Raw genomic sequence first — 20,612 nt, forward strand, 5'->3', positions numbered from 1 at the left:
TAGCGTTAGCCGGATGACGCACGGCTTCGAAACGCTCGCGATCCACGCGGGCCAGGACCCGGAGGCACGCACCGGCTCGGTAGTGCCCCCGATTTTCCAGACCAGCACGTTTGCACAGGATGCGGTCGGCGCACCACGGCTGGGCTACGAGTACTCCCGGTCGAGCAATCCGACCCGCGACGCGCTGCAGGAGTGCCTGGCCGCGATCGAGGGCGGGCGCCGCGCGTTCGCGTTCGCCAGCGGGCTCGCGGCGGAGGACACGCTGCTCCGCGCGGTGCTGCGGCCCGGCGACCACGTGATCATCCCGGACGACGCGTACGGCGGCACGTTCCGGCTCTTCGCCAAGGTCGCGGAGCGCTGGGGGGTGAGCTGGTCCGCCGTGGACATCACGGACGTGGACGTGGTGCGGGCCGCGATGTCGCCGCACACCCGGATGGTCTGGGTGGAGACGCCGACCAACCCGCTGCTGTCGATCGCGGACATCGCGATACTGGCCTCGGTCGCGCACGAGCGGGAGGCGATCCTGGTCGTGGACAACACGTTCGCCTCGCCGTACCTGCAGCAGCCGCTCGCGCTCGGCGCGGACGTGGTGGTCCACTCGACCACGAAGTACCTGGGTGGACACTCCGACGTGATCGGCGGCGCGCTGGTCGTCAACGACCAGGAGCTGGCCGACCAGATCGGCTTCCACCAGAACGCGATGGGCGCGATCAACGGCCCGTTCGACGCGTGGCTGACCATGCGCGGCATCAAGACGCTGGGCGTGCGGATGGACCGGCACTGCGACAACGCGGAGAAGATCGCGGAGTACCTGACCCGGCAGTCCACCGTGTCCCAGGTGATCTACCCGGGGCTGGACTCGCACCCGGGCCGCGACGTGGCGGCGAAGCAGATGCGCAGGTTCGGCGGCATGATCTCGTTCCGCGCGGCCGGCGGCCCGGAGGCGGCGGAGCGCATCTGCAACCGCACCAAGCTGTTCATCCTCGCCGAGTCACTGGGCGGTGTGGAGTCGCTGATCGAGCACCCCGGCCGGATGACGCACGCGAGCACGGCCGGATCACCGCTTGAAGTTCCCGCCGATCTCGTGCGACTGTCGGTCGGCATCGAAACCGTCGACGATCTTCTTGCGGATCTCGAACAGGCGCTGAACTGATCATGGTCGGGGTCCTCCGCACAAGGAGGGCCCCGACCTCTGAGAACAGGTGGAGGGGTCATGACGGAGCCGGTGCCCAACTGGGTGGGTGCCACGGCGAAGCAGATCGCCCGGGGCGTGCGCCGTGGGGACACGTCCGCCACCCAGGTCGTCGCCGACCACCTCGAGCACATCGCCGCCCGTGACCCGCTGATCGGTGCGTTCCGCATCGTGCGCGGCGGCGAGGCGGCCACCGAGGCGGAGAAGGTCGACGATCAGCACGACCTCACCAGTCTCCCGCTGGCCGGCGTGCCGGTCGCGGTGAAGGAGAACACCGCGATCGCGGGCCTGCCCACGTGGAACGGCTCCGAGGCGGCCCGCGGCCCGGTCGCGGAGGAGGACCACGAGGTGGTCCGGCGGCTGCGCGGCGCGGGCGCGGTCGTGGTCGCCACGTCCCGCATGCCGGAGCTGGGCATGTGGGCGACGACCGACTGCGACGAGGTGCCGACCCGCAACCCGTGGGACCTCAACCGCACGCCCGGCGGCTCGTCCGGCGGCGCGGCGGCGGCGGTCGCGGCCGGTCTGGTGCCGATCGCGCACGCCAACGACGGGTTCGGCTCGATCCGCATACCGGCCGCGTGCTGTGGCCTGGTGGGCCTGAAACCGGGCCGGGGCGTGGTGCCACCGCCGCCGGTCGCGGACGGCTTCTTCGGCATGACCGAGCACGGCGTGCTGGCCACCACGGTGGCGGACGCGGCGATCGGGTTCGCGGTGCTGGCCGGCCGCGACTCGGCGAAACTGGTCGAGCCGTCCCAGCTGCGGATCGCGGTCTCCACGCGCTCGCCCGCGCCCGGCATCCGCGTCGACGCGCCGAACCGGGACGCGGTCACCGCCGCGTCCCGCCTGCTGCTGGCGGCGGGGCACACCGCGGTCGCGCGCGATCCGGCGTACCCCGTCTCGCTCGGTGTCCGTGGCATCGCCACCTGGCTCGGCGCGGCCTGGGAAAAGGTCGAGCACGAGGGCCTGCGGGTCGCGCCGTTGCAGCGCCGCAACCGCAGGCACGCGCAGCTCGGCAAGATCACAACCAGCCGGGGGTACGTCCGGGAGGCCGACCGCGAGGCCTGGCGCGAGCGCTCGATCGCGTTCTTCGCGGACCACGGCGTCGACCTGCTGCTCACGCCGGCGCTGGCAGCCACGCCGCCCGCGGCCGACGGCTGGGCCGGCAGGTCCTGGTCGGCGAACATGCTGGCCTGCATGCGGTACGCCCCGTTCGCCGCGCCGTGGAACCTGGCCGCGCTGCCCGCGCTGGTGGTGCCGGTCGGCGTGCGCCCGGACGGCCTGCCGCTCGCGGTGCAGCTCGTCGGCCCGCCCGGCTCGGAGATGACGCTGCTGGCGGTGGCCGGTCAGTTCGAGATGGCCGCGCCCTGGCAGCGGCACGCGCCCGCGGTCTTCGCCGCGGCGCGGTAGGCCCGGTCCTCTCCGGGGCGCGTCAGGAGCGGTCTTCTCCGCGGCACGTTAGGCATGTCGCACTCACGGGTGTTCGCCGCCCGTGGGTGCGACGATCGGGGCATGGGTGACCTCGTTTCGCTGGCGGACGTCGAGGCGGCCCGGGAACTGATCGCCGGCGTGGTCCGCACGACGCCGCTGGAGCCGTCCCGGCCGCTCTCCGCGCTGCTCGGCGTACCCACGTGGCTGAAGTGCGAGAACCTGCAGCGGGCCGGGTCCTACAAGGTGCGTGGCGCGTACGTCCGCATCTCCCGCCTCTCCCCGGCCGAGCGCGCCCGCGGCGTGGTCGCGGCCAGCGCCGGCAACCACGCGCAGGGCGTCGCGCTCGCGGCCGGCCTGCTCGGCATCCCGTCCACCGTGTTCATGCCGGTCGGTGCGCCGCTGCCGAAGGTCGTGGCCACCCGCGGCTACGGCGCGGCCGTGGAGTTCCGCGGCGACACCGTGGACGATGCGCTGGTGGCCGCGCGCGAGTTCGCGGACGAGACCGGCGCGATGTTCATCCACCCGTTCGACCACCCGGACGTGATCGCCGGGCAGGGCACGGTGGCGCTGGAGATCCTGGAGCAGTGCCCGGACGTGCGCACGATCGTCACCGGCGTGGGCGGCGGCGGACTGATCTCCGGCCTGGCGGTCGCCGTGAAGGCGCTGCGCCCGGACGTGCGTGTGATCGGCGTGCAGGCGGCGGGCGCGGCCGCGTTCCCGCCGTCACTGGCCGCGGGCGCGCCGGTGCGGCTGACCGGGTTCGGCACGATCGCGGACGGCATCGCGGTCGGCTGTCCCGGCGACGTGACGTTCCAGCACGTGGCCGAGCTCGTCGACGACGTGGTCACGGTGTCCGACGAGGACATCTCCCGCGCGCTGGTGACGCTGCTGGAGCGCGGCAAGCTGGTGGTGGAGCCCGCGGGCGCGGTCGGCGTGGCCGCGCTGCTGGCCGGCGCGATCCAGGTCGACGGCCCGGTGGTGGCCGTGCTGTCCGGCGGGAACATCGACCCGCTGCTGCTCCTGCGCCTGATCGAGCACGGCCTGGCCGCGGCCGGGCGCTATCTGCGGTTCGCGGTCCGGTGCGGCGACCGGCCGGGCCAGCTGGCGTCGCTGCTGGCCAGGATCGCGGAGCACCAGGCGAACATCGTGGAGGTCGAGCACCTGCGGCACACCCCGCTGCTGCGGATCGGTGAGGTCGAGGTGGCGCTGTCGGTGGAGACGCGCGGCGCCGGCCACAGTGAGGCTCTGCTCAGGACGCTGCGCGAGGCGGGTTACTCGGTCCGCCTCGCGCCGGCGAATCCGCAGGCTGATTAACCCGCGAACGGCTCGAACTTGACGACCGTCACCTTTATGTCGGCGCCGCTCGGCGCCGTGTAGGTGCACGTCTGGCCGCCGGAGGCGCCGAGGATCGACTTGCCGATCGCGGACTCCGGGCTGTAGACGGTGTAGTCCGTCGTCGCGGAGATCTCACGCGAACCGAGCAGGAACGTCTCGGTGTCGTCCTTGTCGTCGTCGAAGTAGATGGTGACGACCATGCCGGGGGAGATCTTGTCGGTGGAGGGCGCGTCACCGACCTCGGCGTCGCGGAGCAGCTGCTTGAGGTACGAGATGCGGTGCTCCTGCTTGGCCTGCTCCTCGCGGGCGGCGTGGTACCCGCCGTTCTCCCGCAGGTCGCCCTCCTCGCGGCGCTCGTTGATCTCCGCTGCGATGACGGGGCGCGCCGCGATCAGCTGGTCGAGCTCGGCCTGCAGCCGGTCGTACGCGTCCTGGGAAAGCCAGGTCGTGGACACAGACGATCTCCTTGGTTGGCTTGCGGCGAACAGGGTGGAACTACCAACTTACCAGCGGTGGCCAACCCATTTCACTACCGAGTTTTACCCGCAGTGATTGCGATGGTTGTCAGGAGTTAGCGCGGCAGCGGAGCACTTCGCCGATGAACGGCCGTTCGGTGGTGGTCAGCCGGTGATCGACGGTGACCGGATCTCCGCCCGGGATGCCGTTCACCGGAACCTCCGCGGACCCGACGGTGGCGCCGGCCCGGTTGCGGGCGCGCACGGCACAGGTCGCGTCGCCGCCCTCCGGGACGTTCACCCGGAAGTGCACGACGATCCCGCTGTCGGTGATGTCCGTGTAGCTGATCACCTGGGCGTCGTACGCCGGATCGCCGTATTTCAGGTACTCCGAGTAGGCGATCATGACGCCCGCGACGAGGATCACCGCGACCGCGGCCACGACCAGCCACGGACGACGTCTGCGCTGCTCGCGCCGCCGGCCGTAGCGACCCGGGGGGAACACCGGGGTGGCGGCGGGCGTTGGGGTCACCGGAGCCACACTCCTGCGGTTGGGTACGTCGGAGGCCGGTCGGCCAGAATGAGTCGGTTCATTCTCGCAGAATGCGGGAATCAACGTACCGGCAGGTCACGAGGGAGAGTCAGCCTTGGCTGAGCAGTTGCGTCTCATGGCGGTGCACGCCCACCCCGACGACGAGTCGAGCAAGGGCGCCGCGTCGAGCGCGAAGTACATCGCGGAGGGCGTCTCCGTGCTGGTGGTCACCTGCACGGGCGGCGAGCGCGGCAGCGTGCTGAATCCGCAGCTGGACCGGCCCGAGATCTGGGCCGACATCGCGAACATCCGGCGTAAGGAGATGGACACGGCGCGGGAGATCCTCGGCGTCGACCAGGCCTGGCTCGGCTACGTCGACTCCGGTCTCCCGGAGGGCGACCCGCTGCCCCCGCTGCCGGAGGGCTGTTTCGGCCTGATGGACCCGGAGGTGGCCGCGGAGCCGCTGGTCAAGCTGATCCGAGAGTTCCGTCCGCACGTGATCACCACGTACGACGAGAACGGCGGCTACCCGCACCCGGACCACATCATGACCCACAAGGTGACCGTGGCCGCGTTCGACGCGGCCGGGGATCCGGACCGGTTCCCGCAGGCCGGCGACGTGTGGCAGCCGCTGAAGCTCTACTACAACTCCGGTTTCTCCAAGGACCGGGTGCTGGCGCTGCACGAGGCGATGCTGGCCGCGGGCCTGAAGTCGCCGTACGAGGACTGGATCTCCCGCTGGGACGAGAGCCGGGACCGCGGCGACAAGATCACCACGCGGGTGGAGTGCGGCACGTACTTCCCGGTGCGCGACGACGCGCTGCGGGCGCACGCCACGCAGGTCGACCCGGACGGCTTCTGGTTCCACGTGCCGATGGAGCTCCAGCTCAAGGTGTGGCCGACGGAGGACTTCGAGCTGGCCCGATCGCTGGTCGACAGCGAGGTGCCGGAGACGGACCTGTTCGCCGGGATCCGAGACTCGGTGACCGTGCGCTGATCGGGCGGGCGTACGGTGGGCGGGGAGAACGAGGAGGCAGCGCGATGGTGACCCTGGACGTGCTGGCGCAGAACAACTTCGGTGACACGCGCACAGGCGGTCTGACCGGGCCGATGGGCGCGCTCGTCATCGTGCTGCTGGCGATCGCGACCGTGTTCCTGATCCGGAGCATGAACAAGCGACTGCGCCGGCTGCCTGAATCGTTCGATCCGCCCGCCCCGCCACAGTCCGAAGAGTCTGATGGCGAGCGGAAAGTCCTTGATCCGACAGGTGTCGATGGCGGGACCGGGGCGAAAGAAGAGAGCGGGAGCGCTCCCAAGAATTGAGCGGGCGCCGCTGACCAGCCATTGTGGCCGGATCGGCATGCGTGGAGAGCCGTCAACCCCTGTTGCGCGCTCCACGATTGGCCTAGCCTTCCGCCGGGGGGTGTAATTACCCCTGGACCCTGCGCGGAAAGGGGGGCGGTCGCCAATGCCTACAACGAGTGACCGTCAGATCACCGCGGGTCGTTCCACTGTGCTGAGTCGTGCACCGGCGGACGGCCCGGGATGACGCGCGCGGTCCGCACGCTGCACGCCACCGTCCTCGCCGTCGCGCTGGCGGCGGCGATCCTCGGCCTGCTGATCCCGGCCGGAGACCTGTCCGCCGACGGACTGCCCGTCTGGCTGCGCTGGTCGATCGTGGCCGGTCTCGTCGCCTGTGGACAGCTCGCCCGGATCCGCGTCCAGGTCGCCACCGGCTCGGTCAGCGTCACCTGGGGTGAGGCCGCGCTCATCGTCGGCCTGCACCTGCTGCCGGTCCAATGGCTGCCCGCGGCCACCGCCGTCGGTGCGGCACTCGCCTGGACCGTGCTCTCCGCCGGCCGCGTGCACCGCGCGACCGCGGAGGCCGTCCACGCCGGATCGTCCCTGGTCGCGGGCGCCACCGCGGCCGCCCTGCTCGCACCCGCGATCGGGCTCACGCCGGGCACCGCGCTGACCTTCGACGGGGCACTGCGGCTCACCGCGTGCGCGCTGGCATATCTGCTGGTCTCCGTGGGCCTGGCCGTGATCACGCTCGCGCTGCGGCACGACCTGCCGGTCGCGGTGCTCACCTGGCCCGCGCTGCGCGTCAAACTGCCGCTCTTCGCCGGAAACGTGCTGGTCGGGCTCGCCTCCATCGCCGTGATCGAGGTGGACCCGCGCTGGCTGTTCTTCCTGCTGCCCACGCTCTGGTTCGTCCACCACGCGTACGGCCAGCGGCTGCGCAACGAGGAGAACAAGCGCACCTGGATCACGTTCGCCGCCGCGACCGGCGCGCTCGACGGGCCGGACCAGCGATCCGTGGCGAGCGCCGGGGCGGAGGGCGCGCTCGACCTCTTCGGCGCGGAGCGGGTCGAGGTGGACGTGGTCACGCCCGGCGGCACGAACCGGTACACGGCGGACCGCAACGGCCTGGTGGTCGCCGCTCCTTCGGTCACCGAGCCCTCCGATCAGGACAGCGTGCTGCTCGCTCGCGCGCTCGTCGCCGCCGAGCGCAACCTGGGCGAGATCCGCGTGCACTTCCCGGCGTCCACCGGGTCCTTCCAGAACGAGGCGGTGCTCGCCGCGTACGGTGACGCACTCGCCCTCGCCCTAGGTAACGCGGCGATCAGCGGCCAGGTTCACGACCTCACCGAACAGGCGGTCTACCAGGCCGCCCACGATCCGCTCACCGAGCTGACCAACCGCGTCGCGCTCCTGGCCGAGGGCGACCAGGCGCTCGGCGAGCTGCACCGGGACGCACCCGCCGCGCTGCTGCTGTTCGATGTGGACCGGCTCAAGCGCGTCAACGAGGCGATGGGCCACGCGGCCGGCGACGCACTGCTGCGCGGCCTGGCGGAACGGCTGCTCACGCTGGCCCGCCCCGGCGAACTGCTGGCCCGGCTGGACGGCGACGAGTTCGCGCTGCTGCTCACCGCCCCGGACGGGCCGCGCGCCCACCGGCCCGTGCCGTCACCCCGGCCGATGATCGCGGTCGCGCCGGAGACACCGCGCGCCGCGCCGCCGGCCCCGGCCGAGCCGCCGATCCTGCGCCGCGCCCGGCTGATCGCGGAGCGCCTGTCCGAGCCGCTCGACGTGTGCGACGTGCCGATGTCCGTCGAGGTCACGGTCGGTGTCGCGGTCGGCCCGGCCGCGGCCGCGGACATGGCCGAGCGCGTCCGCCAGGCCGAGCACGCCATGTACCGGGCGAAGGCCGCGAACACCCGCATCGCCGCCTACGACGGCGCCGCCGACTCCACCACGGTCGACCACCTGTCGCTGCTGGCCGAGATGCGCACCGCGCTCGCCACCGACGACCAGCTCGTGCTGGACATGCAGCCGGCCGTGGACCTGGCCACCGGCGCACCGACCGGCGTGGAGGCGCTGATCCGCTGGGAGCACCCGCGCCGCGGCCTGCTCACGCCGGTCGACTTCGTCCGCGCGGTGGAGGAGAGCGAGTTGCTGGCCCGCTTCACCGGATACGTTCTGGACCAGGCGCTGTCCACCGCGGGCGAGTGGCGCGCGCAGGGCCTGGACGTGCCGATCTCGGTGAACCTGTCCGCCCGCAACCTGCTCGACCCGCGCCTGCCCGGCGAGGTCGGCGCGCTGCTGCGCCGTCACCACCTGCCCGCGCACCTGCTGGTCCTGGAGATCACCGAGACCGTGGCGATGAGCCGCACCGACGTGGTCGACGAGGTGATCGACGGCCTGCACGACCTCGGCGTCCAACTCTCGCTGGACGACTTCGGCACCGGCTTCTCGTCGCTCAGCTTCATCACGCGCATCCCGGTCGACGAGCTCAAGGTCGACCGCTCGTTCGTCCGCGACATGGCCGACTCCACCCGCGCCACCGCGGTCATCCGCGCCACGGTCGAGCTCGGCCGGCGCCTCAACGCGCGCGTGGTCGCCGAGGGCGTGGAGACGGCCGACCAGCGGGCCGCCCTGGTCAGCCTCGGCTGCGACTCCGGCCAGGGCTACCACTTCTGCCGCCCGGTCCGCCGCGACAAAATCATCATGCTCCTGCGTACCCTCCGCGACTCCGCCGCCCGCGCCACCGTGGTCCCGCTCCGCGCGGCCGACGACGCCTCCTAGCGTTCTTGCTCGGCGCTGCGGGCGAGGTTTCCCGGCGTCCCCGCGGTCTCGCTCGGCGCTGCGGGCGACGCTCCCCAGCGCCACCCGGACAGCGGCGCCGAGCCTGTCCGGTTCCTTGACGCCGTGGTCCTGTCCGCGCCTCGGCCCGCTAAATGTCGAAATTTCGGGCGTGCAGCGCCCGGATCTCAGGCGCGCGGTGCCGCTTGCTTTAAAGACATTTAAGGCGATATTCCCGCTTCCAGCGTGGTGCGGCCCGTGTGCTCCCGCGGGCAAACCTCCGCCGGCCCGAAGACTCCGCTGGCGCTCCGCTTCGATCCGCCGATCGGAGCCGGTTCCGCCGCTGGTCCCGGAAAACCACGCGATTCCCGCGGTGGCTCACGCCAGTCCCGCGCCGTGCGCGCCGCCCCGCCCGCGCTGCGCGTGCCACCCGTTCTGCGTCGTGCGCGCCGCCGTCCGGGGCCGCTGTGCGTGCCGTCCGTCCTGCGCGTGCGACTCGCTCCGCACCGACTGTGCCGCTCGCTCGCATCGCATGTGTGCCGACCCTCCGCGTCGCGCTTGCTGCCCGTGGCGGGGCGGTAAATGCATTGCTCGTGGTGATTGCTTACCGCACAGTTGAGGCAGAGACGTCGCAGGTTAGCCGGATTTATCCGGCCTTTCGCGGCGCGCGTGCGTCTCGGGTGGCTTGCCGCGATGAGTCACCATCTGAAGTGATCGGGGCGATCTGCCGGCGGTGCGCGCGACCGTCCGGATCGGGCCGGTCCGTCCGCAGCGGACGCCGGAAAGTGTCGTACGGCAGCCGTAGACTAGAACAAACGTTCGAGCATTGAAGGGGCCGTCATGGTGCGTCAGGTTCTGTCCCAGCACAACGGCAGCGAGTGGTCGTAACAACGATCAACGGGGCCGCACATCCCTGAATATCGGGCGGCGGGGCACCAGCCTCGCCGCCCTTGTCGTGCCCCGGAAACGTCAATGCCCGCCACTGAGGTTCAGCGTGACCACGCCCGCGATGACCAGCCCGAGCCCGGCAACCTTGATCAGGCTCAGCGGCTCGCCCAGGAAGACCGCACCGATCGCCGCGATGGCGGCGGTGCCGACGCCGGACCAGATCGCGTACGTGACACCCACCGGAATGAACTGGACCGTCCGCGAGAGCGCCCAGAACGAGCCGACGTAGCAGGTCGCGACCAGCAGCGTCGGCCACGGCCGGGTGAACCCGTCCGTGGCCTTCAGCAGGCTGGTGCCGAGTATCTCGGCGCTGATCGCGACGCCGAGCAGGAGGTAGGGCAGCATGGCGGCAAACTACAGCCGGTCGAGGTCGAAGACGTCCCCGTCGCTGAGCTGGTCCGGCGGGCACGGGCGGGAGAAGATCCAGCCCTGGCCGTAATCCGCGCCCAGTTCGCGGAGGATGCGCAGCTCACCGGCGCTCTCCACGCCCTCGGCGATCACGGTCGAGCCGCTGCCCTGGGCGAACGAGATCAGTGCCCGGCTCAGCGCCTGCCGGATCTCGTCGCCCTCGATGCCGCGGACCAGGCCGATGTCCAGCTTGATGATGTCGGGGCGCAGCTGCACCACGCGGTTGAGGCCGGCGTACCCGGCGCCCACGTCGTCGATCGCGACCCGCAGGCCGCGCTCCCGCAACGGTGCCAGCGCGGCGCGCACGTCGGTCAGGTCGTCGAGCTTCTCCTGCTCGGTCAGCTCGACCACGAACCGGTCCAGCGGCAGGCCGTCGAACAGGTCCAGCGTGCCGGGCGCGAGGATCGTGGTGGGGGAGAGGTTCACCGACATGAAGCCCGGCGTGGACCGGCTCGCGGCCAGCGCGTTGCGGATCGCGGACCGTTCCAGCGCGATGCCCTCGCCGACGCGCGCCGCCTCCTCGAACCAGGTCAGCGGCGAGCCGGTCGGGAAGCGGCTCAGCGCCTCCGCGCCGGCGATCTTGCCGCTGGTCAGGTCCACGATCGGCTGGACCACCACGACCGGGCCGCCGCCGCGCTCCAGCTCGGCCAGGCCGTCCCGGATCCGGGCGTGCTCGCGGCGGCTCGCCTCCGCGGCGCTCAGCGTCACCGTGACGATCTCCGCCACGTCGTTGAGGTAGTCCAGGTCACGGACGTTGAGCGTGCGGTCCGGCGTGGAGGAGAAGCAGCACAGCGTGCCGTAGATCTCGCCGGTGCTCAGCCGCAGCGGCGTGCCGATGTAGTTGCCGATCCGCAGCGCGCGCGTGACGTCCAGCGCCTGGGTCAGCGGGTTCTCGGTGGTGTCCGGCACGATTCCGTCCAGCGTGCCGTCGACGATCCGCTGGCAGTACGACTCCTCCAGCGGGTCGCCGAGGCCGGGGCTCAGCCCGGCGATCGGCTCGTCCGTGTCGACCCAGCGGAAGACGCGCCGGTCCCCGACGAACTCGGAGATGAACGCGACCTCCATGCCGAGACGGCGGCGGACGACCTGCAGTACCTGCTGCAGCGCGTCGGTGACGGCTGCCGGAGACGGCTGGCCGTGCGGCGCGAGCAGCGGGAGGAGCGGCATGTCCCCCATTATCGGCAGCCGCCCGCCCGGTCGGAGAGTTCCGTGGCCGGGTGAAACGGCTCACACGGCGTACCCCCCTGATGGGTCTGAGGGTGGGGCTCTGGGGGTGTGGAAGGGTGGAGGGTATGAACCGGCTCGCGGACGCCACCTCCCCCTACCTGCTGCAGCACAAGGACAACCCGGTCGACTGGTGGCCGTGGAGCGAGGAGGCGTTCGCGGAGGCGCGGCGGCGCGAGGTGCCGGTGCTGATCTCCGTGGGGTACGCGTCGTGTCACTGGTGTCACGTGATGGCGCACGAGTCGTTCGAGAACGAGGACGTCGCGAAGCTGGTCAACGACGGGTTCGTGGCGATCAAGGTCGACCGCGAGGAGCGGCCGGACGTGGACGCGGTCTACATGACGGCCACGCAGGCGATGAGCGGGCAGGGCGGCTGGCCGATGACCGTGTTCGCGACGCCGGAGGGTGATCCGTTCTTCTGCGGCACCTACTATCCCCGGGCCACGTTCGCGGGGCTGCTGCAGTCGGTGAGCAAGGCCTGGCGGGAGCAGCGCGACGAGGTGATCAAGCAGGGCGCGGCCGTGGTCACCGCCATCGGCGGCGCGCAGCCGGCCGGCGGGCCGACCGCGCCGATCTCGGCGGAACTGCTGGATGCGGCCGCGGCCCGGCTGGCCACGGAGCACGACGAGACGCACGGCGGCTTCGGTGGCGCGCCGAAGTTCCCGCCGCACCTGAACCTGCTGTTTCTGCTGCGGCACTGGCAGCGGACCGGGGACGCGCGGACGCTGGAGATCGTCCGGCACACGACGGAGTCGATGGCCCGCGGCGGGATCTACGACCAGCTCGCGGGCGGCTTCTCGCGCTACTCGGTCGACAAGCACTGGACCGTGCCGCACTTCGAGAAGATGCTGTACGACAACGCGCTGCTGCTCCGGGTGTATGCGGAGCTGGCCCGGCTGACCGGCGACCCGCTGGCCCGGCGCGTGGCGGACGAGACCGTCACGTTCCTGGCGGACTACCTGGCGACCGGCCAGGGCGGTTTCTCGTCCGCGCTGGACGCGGACACGGACGGCGTGGAGGGGCTGACCTACGCCTGGACGCCGGACCAGCTGCGCGAGACGCTCGGCGACGACGACGGCACCTGGGCCGCCGATCTCTTCGGCGTGACCTCCGGCGGCAACTTTGAGCACGGCACCAGCGTGCTGCGCCTGGCGCGGGACGTCGACGACGCGGATCCGGCGATCGTCGCGCGCTGGCGGGACGTGCGGGCGCGGCTGCTCACGGCCAGGTCCGCGCGCCCGCAGCCGGAGCGGGACGACAAGGTCGTGGCCGCGTGGAACGGGATGGCGGTGACCGCGCTCGCGCAGTACGCGAGCGTGTTCGGCGCGCACCGGGACCTGGCCGTGCGCACGGCCGAGCTGCTCGCGTCGCTGCACCTGGTGGACGGGCGGCTGCGGCGCGTCTCCCGCAACGGCGTGGCCGGGTCCCCGGCCGGCGTACTGGAGGACTACGGCTGCGTGGCCGAGGCGTTCTGCGCGGTGCACCAGCTCACCGGCGACGGCGTGTGGCTGGAGCGGGCCGGCGCGCTGCTGGACACCGCGCTCGCCCGCTTCGGGAACGGGGCCGGCGGGTTCTTCGACACCGCGGACGACGCGGAGAAGCTGGTCACCCGTCCGGCGGATCCGACGGACAACGCCACCCCGTCCGGGTTGTCGTCGATGGCGGCCGCGTTGATCGCCTACGCGGCGCTGACCGGCGAGAACAGCTACCGGGACGCGGCCGAGGCGGCGCTGCGGACCATCGCGCCGATCGCGGACCGGCACCCGCGGTTCACCGGATACGCGCTGGCCGCGGCGGAGGCGCTGGTCTCCGGGCCGTTCGAGATCGCGGTGGTCACGGAGGCGCCGGAGACGGATCCGCTGGTCGCGGCCGCCCGCCGGCTCGCCCCGCCCGGCGCGGTGGTGGTCGCGGGCCGGCCGGACCGGCCGGGCGTGCCGCTGCTTGCGGACCGGCCGATGATCGACGGAAAGCCGACCGTCTATGTGTGTCGCGGCTTCGTCTGCGACCGCCCGGTCACCTCGGAGGAGGAGCTGGCGGCCAGGCTACGCTGATCGGCGAGATGGATACCCGAACCGGTCTGCCCGTTGTCGGCATGGTGGGCGGAGGCCAGCTGGCCCGGATGACCCACCAGGCCGCGATCGCCCTCGGTCAGTCACTGCGAGTGCTGGCCCAGTCCCCCGACGACGGCGCCGCGCTGGTCGCCGCGGACGTCCAGATCGGTGAGCACACCGACCTGGACGCGTTGCGCGAGTTCGCGAAGTCGTGCGACGTGGTCACGTTCGACCACGAGCACGTGCCGTCCGCGCACATCCAGGCGCTGGCCGCGGAGGGATTCTCCGTGCATCCCGGTGCGGAGGCGCTGCAGTTCGCGCAGGACAAGCTGCTGATGCGGACGCGGCTCACGGAGCTGGGCTTTCCGGCGCCGCGCTGGCGTACCGTGGCCGGTCTTGATGATCTTGTGAGCTTCGGCGACGAGGTCGGCTGGCCCGTCATCGCCAAAGCGACCCGCGGAGGGTACGACGGCCGCGGCGTCTTCCCGCTCTCCGACGCCGACGAGGCCGCCGCGCTGGTCGCGACCGGCACGCCGTTGATAGTCGAAGAGCGGGTGCCGCTGGTCCGCGAGCTGGCAGTGCTGGTCGCGCGGTCGCCGTTCGGGCAGGTCGGGGCGTACCCGGTGGTCGAGACCGTGCAGCGCGACGGCATCTGCGTGGAGGTGCTGGCCCCGGCGCCGGACCTCTCCGAGGAGCTCGCGCTCGCCGCGCAGGAGCTCGCGATCGGCGTCGCCAAGCAGCTCGGCGTGGTCGGCCTGCTCGCGGTCGAGCTGTTCGAGACCGAGGACGGCCTGGTCGTCAACGAGCTGGCCATGCGCCCGCACAACTCCGGGCACTGGACCATCGAGGGCGCGCGCACGTCGCAGTTCGAGCAGCATCTGCGCGCGGTGCTGGACTATCCGCTCGGCGAGACCGCGCTGGCCGCGCCCGCGGTCGCGATGGCGAACCTGCTCGGCGGCGAGCCCGGCGGGATGAGCCTGGACGAGCGGCTCCACCACCTGTTCGCGGAGGACCCGGGCATCAAGGTCCACCTGTACGGCAAGCAGGTCCGTCCCGGCCGCAAGATCGGGCACGTGACCGCGCTGGGCACCGATATGACGACGGTACGGGCGCGGGCCGCCCGCGCCGCGAAGTGGCTCCGAGAGGGACAGTGGTGACGGTTTCCGTTGGTGTGATCATGGGCTCGGACTCGGACTGGCCGACCATGAAAGCGGCGGCCGAGGCGCTCGACGAGTTCGGCGTCACGCACGAGGTCCGGGTGATCTCCGCGCACCGCACGCCGCAGGCCATGCTCGACTACGCCACCTCCGCGGCCGGCCGCGGACTAAAGGTGATCATCGCGGGCGCGGGCGGCGCCGCGCACCTGCCCGGCATGGTCGCGTCCGCGACGCCGTTGCCGGTGATCGGCGTGCCGGTGCCGCTGAAGTATCTGGACGGCATGGACTCGCTGATGTCGATCGTGCAGATGCCGGCCGGCATCCCGGTCGCCACGGTGTCGATCGCGGGCGCGCGCAACGCGGGCCTGCTGGCCGTGCGCATCCTGGCGGCGTCGGACGCGGCGCTGCAAGCCACGGTGGTGGCGTTCCAGGAGGCGCTGACCGCCATGGTCCAGGAGAAGGACGCCAAGCTCCGCGCTTCGCTGTAGGCCGCGCGGTCTACGCGTCCCGGGGCCACGCTTCTGCCGCGTCTGACGTCGCGGCCTGCGTCGCCGACCTACCCGGTCTTGGCCGAGATCAGTCCGCCCTGGACGCCGCGGCTCGGGCGCCGTTGGTGCGTGCATCGGCCGCTATGGCTGCTGCGGCAGGTCGGCAGGTCGGCGGGTCGTGCCACGCGGCACGCGGATCCGACCGCGACGCGGTGTGAGCTGAGCCGTGTGCGCACCCCCGCGGGTTTGGGTCTGGGCGTCACCGCCCACGGATCCCGCAGGGAGGAGCGCCGGCGACGACCGGTGCCCGCGGGAGCATGCGGACCGCAACCACGCTGGAAGCGGGAAAATATGCCCCTTCCGCGTAAGCGGCTGTTCTGTGCCCTTCTACCGCATGCGGTAGAAGTCGCTGCGGAGGGCGAGCGCGCGCCGCCGGTTCTCGTTGTTCGCGCCGAGGAGGAGCAGGACGCCGCCGACCGGGAGCAGCACCCACCAGGCGCTGACCATGGTGATGACGAAGTGGAGCGTGGCGATCGTGGTCACGACCGCGCCGATCACCAGCGGTGCCTGCTGCTGCCAGCGGGAGCCGATGATCAGGCAGACCAGCGCGCCGAGCAGCAACGCGATCTGCCGTATCCCGGTGGTCTCGCGCGAGATGACCAGGACCATCGTGGGCAGGAACGCGGCGATCAGCGCGGGACCGTAGGCGTACCAGCTGCTCAGCTCCTCGCGGTGGCGCGACTCGAGCCAGCCGATGAGCAGTGCGAGCGCGGCGAACGGCAGCGTGTACGCCTCCGGGAGCGCGACGTCGGCGACCAGCATGAGCACCAGCCACGCGACGACCTCCAGGCCGACCGAGATCCAGAACAGCATGCGCCGCTCCGACTCGGGGCGGCCGGGGCGGCTGGACGCGAGGCCGAGCACGGCACCCCACGCGGCCAGCAGCGCGGCGATGTGCCGGGCGGAGTCGAACGCGAGCGCCAGCGCCAGCAGCGCGGCCGCATAGCCGGCCCACTCGACCGCGTAGGCCTCGCGGACCGTGCGGGGGTCCCGCAGGCGCGGCAGCATCGAGCTGGCGATCAGCAGCGCGGCGCCGACGGCCAGCACGGCGAACGCGGCCCAGTAGCGGTCCCGCCCGGCCGTGAGCAGCAGCGTCACCACGAACAGCTGCGCCATGATCGCGGCGAACAGCCAGCCGAGGATGCGGGCGATCTCGACGCGCCCGGCGAGCGCGGCGACCATGCCGACGCCGACCGCGGCCGCGAGCGTGAACAGCGTGAGCGGGCGGGTGGCGAGCGCGCCGGTGAGCCCGGCGCCGCCGGCCATCAGTCCGATCACGAACACCAGGGTGCGGGACGCGCGCAGCGGTCGTGCGGCGGCTGTGTGGAGCGTGGGCGTGAGTGCCAGGCCGAGCATGGAGATGGTGAAGACGGTCAGCGCGGCCAGCGTCGACGACGGCCAGTTGTAGTCGAGCGCGACCGGCATGATCAGGATGGTGACCGCGAGGCCGGGCAGGATCACGGGCACGGAGAGCAGCGGCCGGTCGCCGCTGAAGCCGAGCGCGGCCAGTGTGGCGACGCCGGTGAGCAGCAGCGCGGCCAGCACGCTGGTGCCGTCCAGCGGCCGGTCCGGCAACGGGTCGAGCAGCGCCGAGACCGGTCCGCCCCAGATCAACTGCAGCTGCTGGTACGGCGTGACGAGCGCGGCCACCAGGTACGGCAGGATCAGCACGACCGCGATGATCGCCGGGATCGCGCCCGCGTAGAGCGCGCCCATCGCCGGGCTGACCGTCCACCGCCGGCTCACGGTCACGGCGCGGGTGAAGAAGTCCTGGAAGCGCCCGTTCGCGGTCGGCGACCAGGTCTGCGTGGAGGAGATCACGCGGGCGGGCGGGTTGGTGCTGCCGCGCAGCAGCTCGGCCAGCACGCCCAGCAGCGCGGCCGCGGCGGCGTAGAGCGCCGCCGGGTGCTCGGTCGGCAGCGAGGCCAGCGCCGTGATGGTGGCGCCGCCGGTGACGCCGATCGTGGTGTACGACAGGTACTGCGGGATGTTGCGCCCGACCACGGCCAGCACGGCCAGCCCGAGCGCGGACCCGGCCAGCGCGGAGAGCAGCACCACGTCGACGCCGCGGCCGAGGTGCGCGGCCACGCCGGCGAACACACCGGGCAGAGCCAGCAGTGCGGCGCCGGCCCCGGACCCGCCGATCACGGAGAGGTGGCGCGGCAGCTCGATGGCGCCGGCCTCCAGATCGCCGCGGGTGGCACGGGCGGCCCGCACCCGCCGCGCGATCGGCCCCTGGTCGCCGGCGAGCGCGGCGACCAGCACGCCGATGGCGGCGATCATGGCGAGCGCGGCCGCGGTGGTCCACGGGCGCACCAGGCTGGCGGCCGCGGCGTGCAGCGAGACCGCGATCGCGGCGGCGAACCGCGCATAACCGGCAGACGGGATCGAGGTCATCACGGACAGGACGCTGCAGATCGCCGCGACCAGGCCGCCGACCACGATCGGGGACCACCAGGGCCAGCCGAGCGCGGCCGGCGCGGAGACCGTGGCCAGCGCGATGCAGGCCGCGGCCGCGTTGTAGGCGAGCGGCCGGTTCAGCGCGAGCGCGGCCGCGGCGGCCAGCATGAGCAGCGCGATCGGCACCTCGGCGCCACCGGTGGCCGGCGACGTGGTCCAGGACTGGAGATCAGCGTCCCAGAGGGAGCCGGAGGTGGCCAGCGCGCGCAGGCCACCGCCGATCGCGAGGTATCCGGCGATCGCGGCGACGACCGCGCCGGCGACCGCGACGCCGGCGGTCGGGCCGCGCCGCCAGTCGGCCGGCAGCAGCCACGCACCGGCCGCGACCAGCAGCACCATCAGCGCGGCGACGCCGAGCTGCGAGTGCGGGAAGACGATCGCGCCGACCCGGGCGAGCGCGCCGATGACCGCGACCGTGGCCGCGGCCGCGGCCACGTCGGCGCCGTCGAGCACCATGTCCGACCGGCGGCCCTTGTCGATCGACGGGGTCAGGAACAGCAGCACGGCCGCGACCAGCAGCAACGCGCCGACCAGCGCGTCCGCGGCGGAGGCCCGGTCCGCGCCGAACGACGCGGCGGTCACGGCGAGCGCGCCCAGCCCGGCGCCGACCGTGACCGGCAGGCTGACCGCGCGGTGCGCGACCTGGTTGATCGCGGCGTAGCCGAGCGTGATCGAGACGGCCAGGAACGCGGCGGCCAGGATCGGCAGCGTGGCGCCCTGGTCGCCGGGGGTGGAGATGGCCGCGACCGCGGCCGCGACCGCGCCGGGGAACGCGAACGCGGCGCCGCCCTTGGCCCAGTCGCCGATCACCCAGGCGAACAGCCGCTCGCGCGGGATCAGCTGTGAGCCGACCGCGATCATGACGGCCGCGCCGGCCAGCGCGGTGAGCACGGCCGCGGTCAGCCAGGGGCGGGACACGGCCGCGCCCGCGCCGGCCAGGCCGACCACGGCGGCCGCGATGACGTGCGCGTAGGCCGCGTTGCGGGTGCGGGCCGCGAGCCCGGCCAGGCCGATGCCGATCGCGCCGACCACCAGCGGCCAGGGCGCCTCCGACCAGAGCAGGCCGAGCGACGCGGGCACGGTCAGCGCGGTGACGGCGAGGCCGGCGACCGCGCTCTCGTATCGCACCTCGGCGGGCAGTGCCAGCGCGGCCGCGATCGTGACCAGCAGCGCGCTCAGCGCGAGCTGCCAGCCCGGGTAGCCGGCCATCTCCGCCATCCGGGCCGCGTGCGTGGCCATATCCGTGGCCCAGGGCGGGAGCGCGGCGCGGACCGGCGCGAGCGCGGCCGGAATCGCCTGGAACGCGATGACCAGCGTCAGCACGGTCAGCGCCACGGCGGACGCCAGCTGCGGGCCGCGCCGGACGCGCTCCGGGAGCAGCCGGATGCCGACGCCGGTCAGCGCGACCGCGGCGGCGATGGTGACGAGCGCGCGGCCGGGCACGGCGACGGACGCGATCCGCGCGATCGCGCCGATCACCGCGAGCGTCATGCCGCCGGCCGCGAGGTCGCGCAGGCCGGGGCGGCGCAGCAGCGTGGCACCGGCCAGACCGGCCCCGGCCGCGAGCAGCAGGACCAGCGCCGACCGGTACGCCGCGGAGGGCGTGCCGGCCCGCAGGACCGCGATCGTGGCGAAGAACAGCGCGGTCCCGACCGCCACGCCGAACAGCGCCCAGATGAGCTCCGTCAGGTAGCGGCCGGACGGCGGGCGGCGCTCGGCGGCGACGTTGAGCACCGCATCCGGCTCCTCGTCGTCGCCCTCGGGGCGCTGCCGCCGCTGCGAGGGCACGGTGACGGTGCTGCCGCGCGGCCAGGACGGCGCGAGCGTGCCGAAGCGCAGCAGCACCCGGGTGAGCGCCAGGTCCAGCACCGCGACCAGCGTCAGGACCAGCGCCCAGGCGGTGGCGCTGTTGCCGGCGGCCTGGCTCAGCAGCAGCGGCAGCACGGGCTGCAGCGCCAGCACCATCGCGTAGCGCGGCGTGGCCAGCGACGTGACGCCGGCATAGGCCGCGGCGACGCCGGCGGTGACCGCGAACGTCATGCCGAGGAAGATCTGGTCGGGCGCGGTGCTGTAGACCTCGTGGATCGCGTAGCCACCCAGGGGCACCAGCACGATGCCGATCGCGGAGATCGTCTCCGCGGTGGAGCTGAGGCCGCGACGCTCCACCACGGGCGCGAGCGCGAGCGCGGCGACGGCCGCGACCAGCAGGACGCCGACGCGGGCGACGGAGTCGACGTTGCCGATCGCGACCGCGGCGAACACGACCGCGGCGGTGCCGAGCACGAGCCAGGCCAGGCCGAGAATGAGGTTCTGCACGGAGCGCGACGAGGTCTCGGCGTGCTCCGCCTGCGGCTCGTCGTCCAGCGGCGCGAACCTCGGGCGGCCGCGCGGCGGCGGGGGTGGCGGTGGCGGCGGCGAATCCATGATCACCGTGGTGGCGCCGGCCTCGGCGGGACGCGGGGACGCGGCGGGCCGGACCGTGCGGCGGCGGGTGCGACGGGTCTGGGTGCGCGCCTTCTCCTGCGCCTTCGCCCGGACGGTGTTGGCGGCGCGGAGCGTGTCGCGCTGGAACATGGCGGTGTTGAGGTCGGCCGCGAGCTGGGCGCGCTCCTTGGCGAGCTGCATGTCCCGCTGCTTGAGCTCGGCCATGGCCGCGTCTATCCGGGAGATCTCGTCCTGGAACGTGTTGACCGTGCCGCAGTAGGGACAACGGACGGCCGGATTGATCATCCGGCCGCAGGAAGCGCAGGGATAGGTTGCCATGCGTCACCCTCCACGTTCACTTCCG

General features: G+C 72.8%; 14 protein-coding genes. 9 read left to right on the plus strand and 5 right to left on the minus strand.

From position 1 onward, the window contains the following. Positions 1-13 precede the first annotated feature (13 nt). The 3 genes from OP04_RS11160 (at position 14) to ilvA (ending at position 3,934) form a co-directional block, all read left to right on the plus strand. Complete coding sequence (locus OP04_RS11160) at positions 14-1,153, plus strand: cystathionine gamma-synthase (RefSeq protein ID WP_033339517.1); 1,140 nt, start codon at positions 14-16, stop codon at positions 1,151-1,153. A gap of 60 nt (positions 1,154-1,213) precedes the next feature. Beyond that, on the plus strand, positions 1,214-2,599 hold the full coding sequence (locus tag OP04_RS11165) for an amidase (RefSeq protein WP_033339518.1): 1,386 nt from the start codon (positions 1,214-1,216) through the stop codon (positions 2,597-2,599). A 102-nt stretch (positions 2,600-2,701) separates the two neighbouring features. Continuing rightward, the gene (gene ilvA / locus OP04_RS11170) at positions 2,702-3,934 is read left to right on the plus strand and encodes a threonine ammonia-lyase (protein WP_033339519.1); all 1,233 of its coding nucleotides are present in this window, start codon (positions 2,702-2,704) and stop codon (positions 3,932-3,934) included. On the opposite strand, the gene greA is transcribed toward ilvA, so the two are convergent. Both greA and OP04_RS11180 read right to left on the minus strand, forming a co-directional pair. Further along, a complete protein-coding gene (gene greA, locus OP04_RS11175; protein ID WP_033339520.1) occupies positions 3,931-4,410 on the minus strand; it encodes a transcription elongation factor GreA in 480 nt (159 codons plus the stop codon). The two genes, ilvA and greA, sit on opposite strands and share 4 nt — an antisense overlap. A gap of 109 nt (positions 4,411-4,519) precedes the next feature. Then, positions 4,520-4,942, minus strand: coding sequence for a DUF4307 domain-containing protein (locus tag OP04_RS11180; RefSeq protein WP_232323551.1), 423 nt, complete (start codon positions 4,940-4,942; stop codon positions 4,520-4,522). A 115-nt stretch (positions 4,943-5,057) separates the two neighbouring features. Here OP04_RS11180 and mca point away from each other — a divergent pair, with 115 nt between their 5' ends. From mca to OP04_RS11195, 3 genes are all read left to right on the plus strand, one after another. Next, positions 5,058-5,939: a mycothiol conjugate amidase Mca gene (gene mca, locus OP04_RS11185; RefSeq protein WP_033339522.1), complete on the plus strand. Its 882-nt coding sequence runs from the start codon at positions 5,058-5,060 to the stop codon at positions 5,937-5,939. Between the two features lie 44 nt (positions 5,940-5,983). Next, positions 5,984-6,265, plus strand: a complete 282-nt coding sequence (locus OP04_RS11190; protein ID WP_033339523.1) for a hypothetical protein — start codon at positions 5,984-5,986, stop codon at positions 6,263-6,265. A gap of 222 nt (positions 6,266-6,487) precedes the next feature. Beyond that, positions 6,488-9,031, plus strand: a complete 2,544-nt coding sequence (locus OP04_RS11195; RefSeq protein ID WP_033339524.1) for a putative bifunctional diguanylate cyclase/phosphodiesterase — start codon at positions 6,488-6,490, stop codon at positions 9,029-9,031. A gap of 966 nt (positions 9,032-9,997) precedes the next feature. On the opposite strand, the gene OP04_RS11200 is transcribed toward OP04_RS11195, so the two are convergent. Then, on the minus strand, positions 9,998-10,321 hold the full coding sequence (locus tag OP04_RS11200) for a DMT family transporter (RefSeq protein WP_063746584.1): 324 nt from the start codon (positions 10,319-10,321) through the stop codon (positions 9,998-10,000). A gap of 9 nt (positions 10,322-10,330) precedes the next feature. Then, the gene (locus OP04_RS11205) at positions 10,331-11,551 is read right to left on the minus strand and encodes a sensor domain-containing phosphodiesterase (protein ID WP_033339525.1); all 1,221 of its coding nucleotides are present in this window, start codon (positions 11,549-11,551) and stop codon (positions 10,331-10,333) included. Positions 11,552-11,676: 125 nt separating this feature from the next. Between OP04_RS11205 and OP04_RS11210 the strand changes: the two genes are divergently transcribed. From OP04_RS11210 to purE, 3 genes are read left to right on the plus strand one after another with little or no spacing between them, the layout of a single operon-like run. Beyond that, positions 11,677-13,659, plus strand: coding sequence for a thioredoxin domain-containing protein (locus tag OP04_RS11210; protein ID WP_033339526.1), 1,983 nt, complete (start codon positions 11,677-11,679; stop codon positions 13,657-13,659). Between the two features lie 8 nt (positions 13,660-13,667). Then, the gene (locus OP04_RS11215) at positions 13,668-14,816 is read left to right on the plus strand and encodes a 5-(carboxyamino)imidazole ribonucleotide synthase (RefSeq protein WP_033339527.1); all 1,149 of its coding nucleotides are present in this window, start codon (positions 13,668-13,670) and stop codon (positions 14,814-14,816) included. Between the two features lie 20 nt (positions 14,817-14,836). Further along, positions 14,837-15,304 (plus strand): 5-(carboxyamino)imidazole ribonucleotide mutase, encoded by a 468-nt coding sequence (gene purE, locus OP04_RS11220; RefSeq protein WP_051797764.1) that lies wholly within the window; start codon positions 14,837-14,839, stop codon positions 15,302-15,304. Positions 15,305-15,691: 387 nt separating this feature from the next. Here purE and OP04_RS11225 read toward each other — a convergent pair whose 3' ends face one another. After that, positions 15,692-20,587, minus strand: coding sequence for an SCO7613 C-terminal domain-containing membrane protein (locus tag OP04_RS11225; RefSeq protein ID WP_033339529.1), 4,896 nt, complete (start codon positions 20,585-20,587; stop codon positions 15,692-15,694). Positions 20,588-20,612: the final 25 nt, after the last annotated feature.

Source organism: Catenuloplanes japonicus (genome assembly GCF_000717135.1).
Taxonomy (GTDB): domain Bacteria; phylum Actinomycetota; class Actinomycetes; order Mycobacteriales; family Micromonosporaceae; genus Catenuloplanes; species Catenuloplanes japonicus.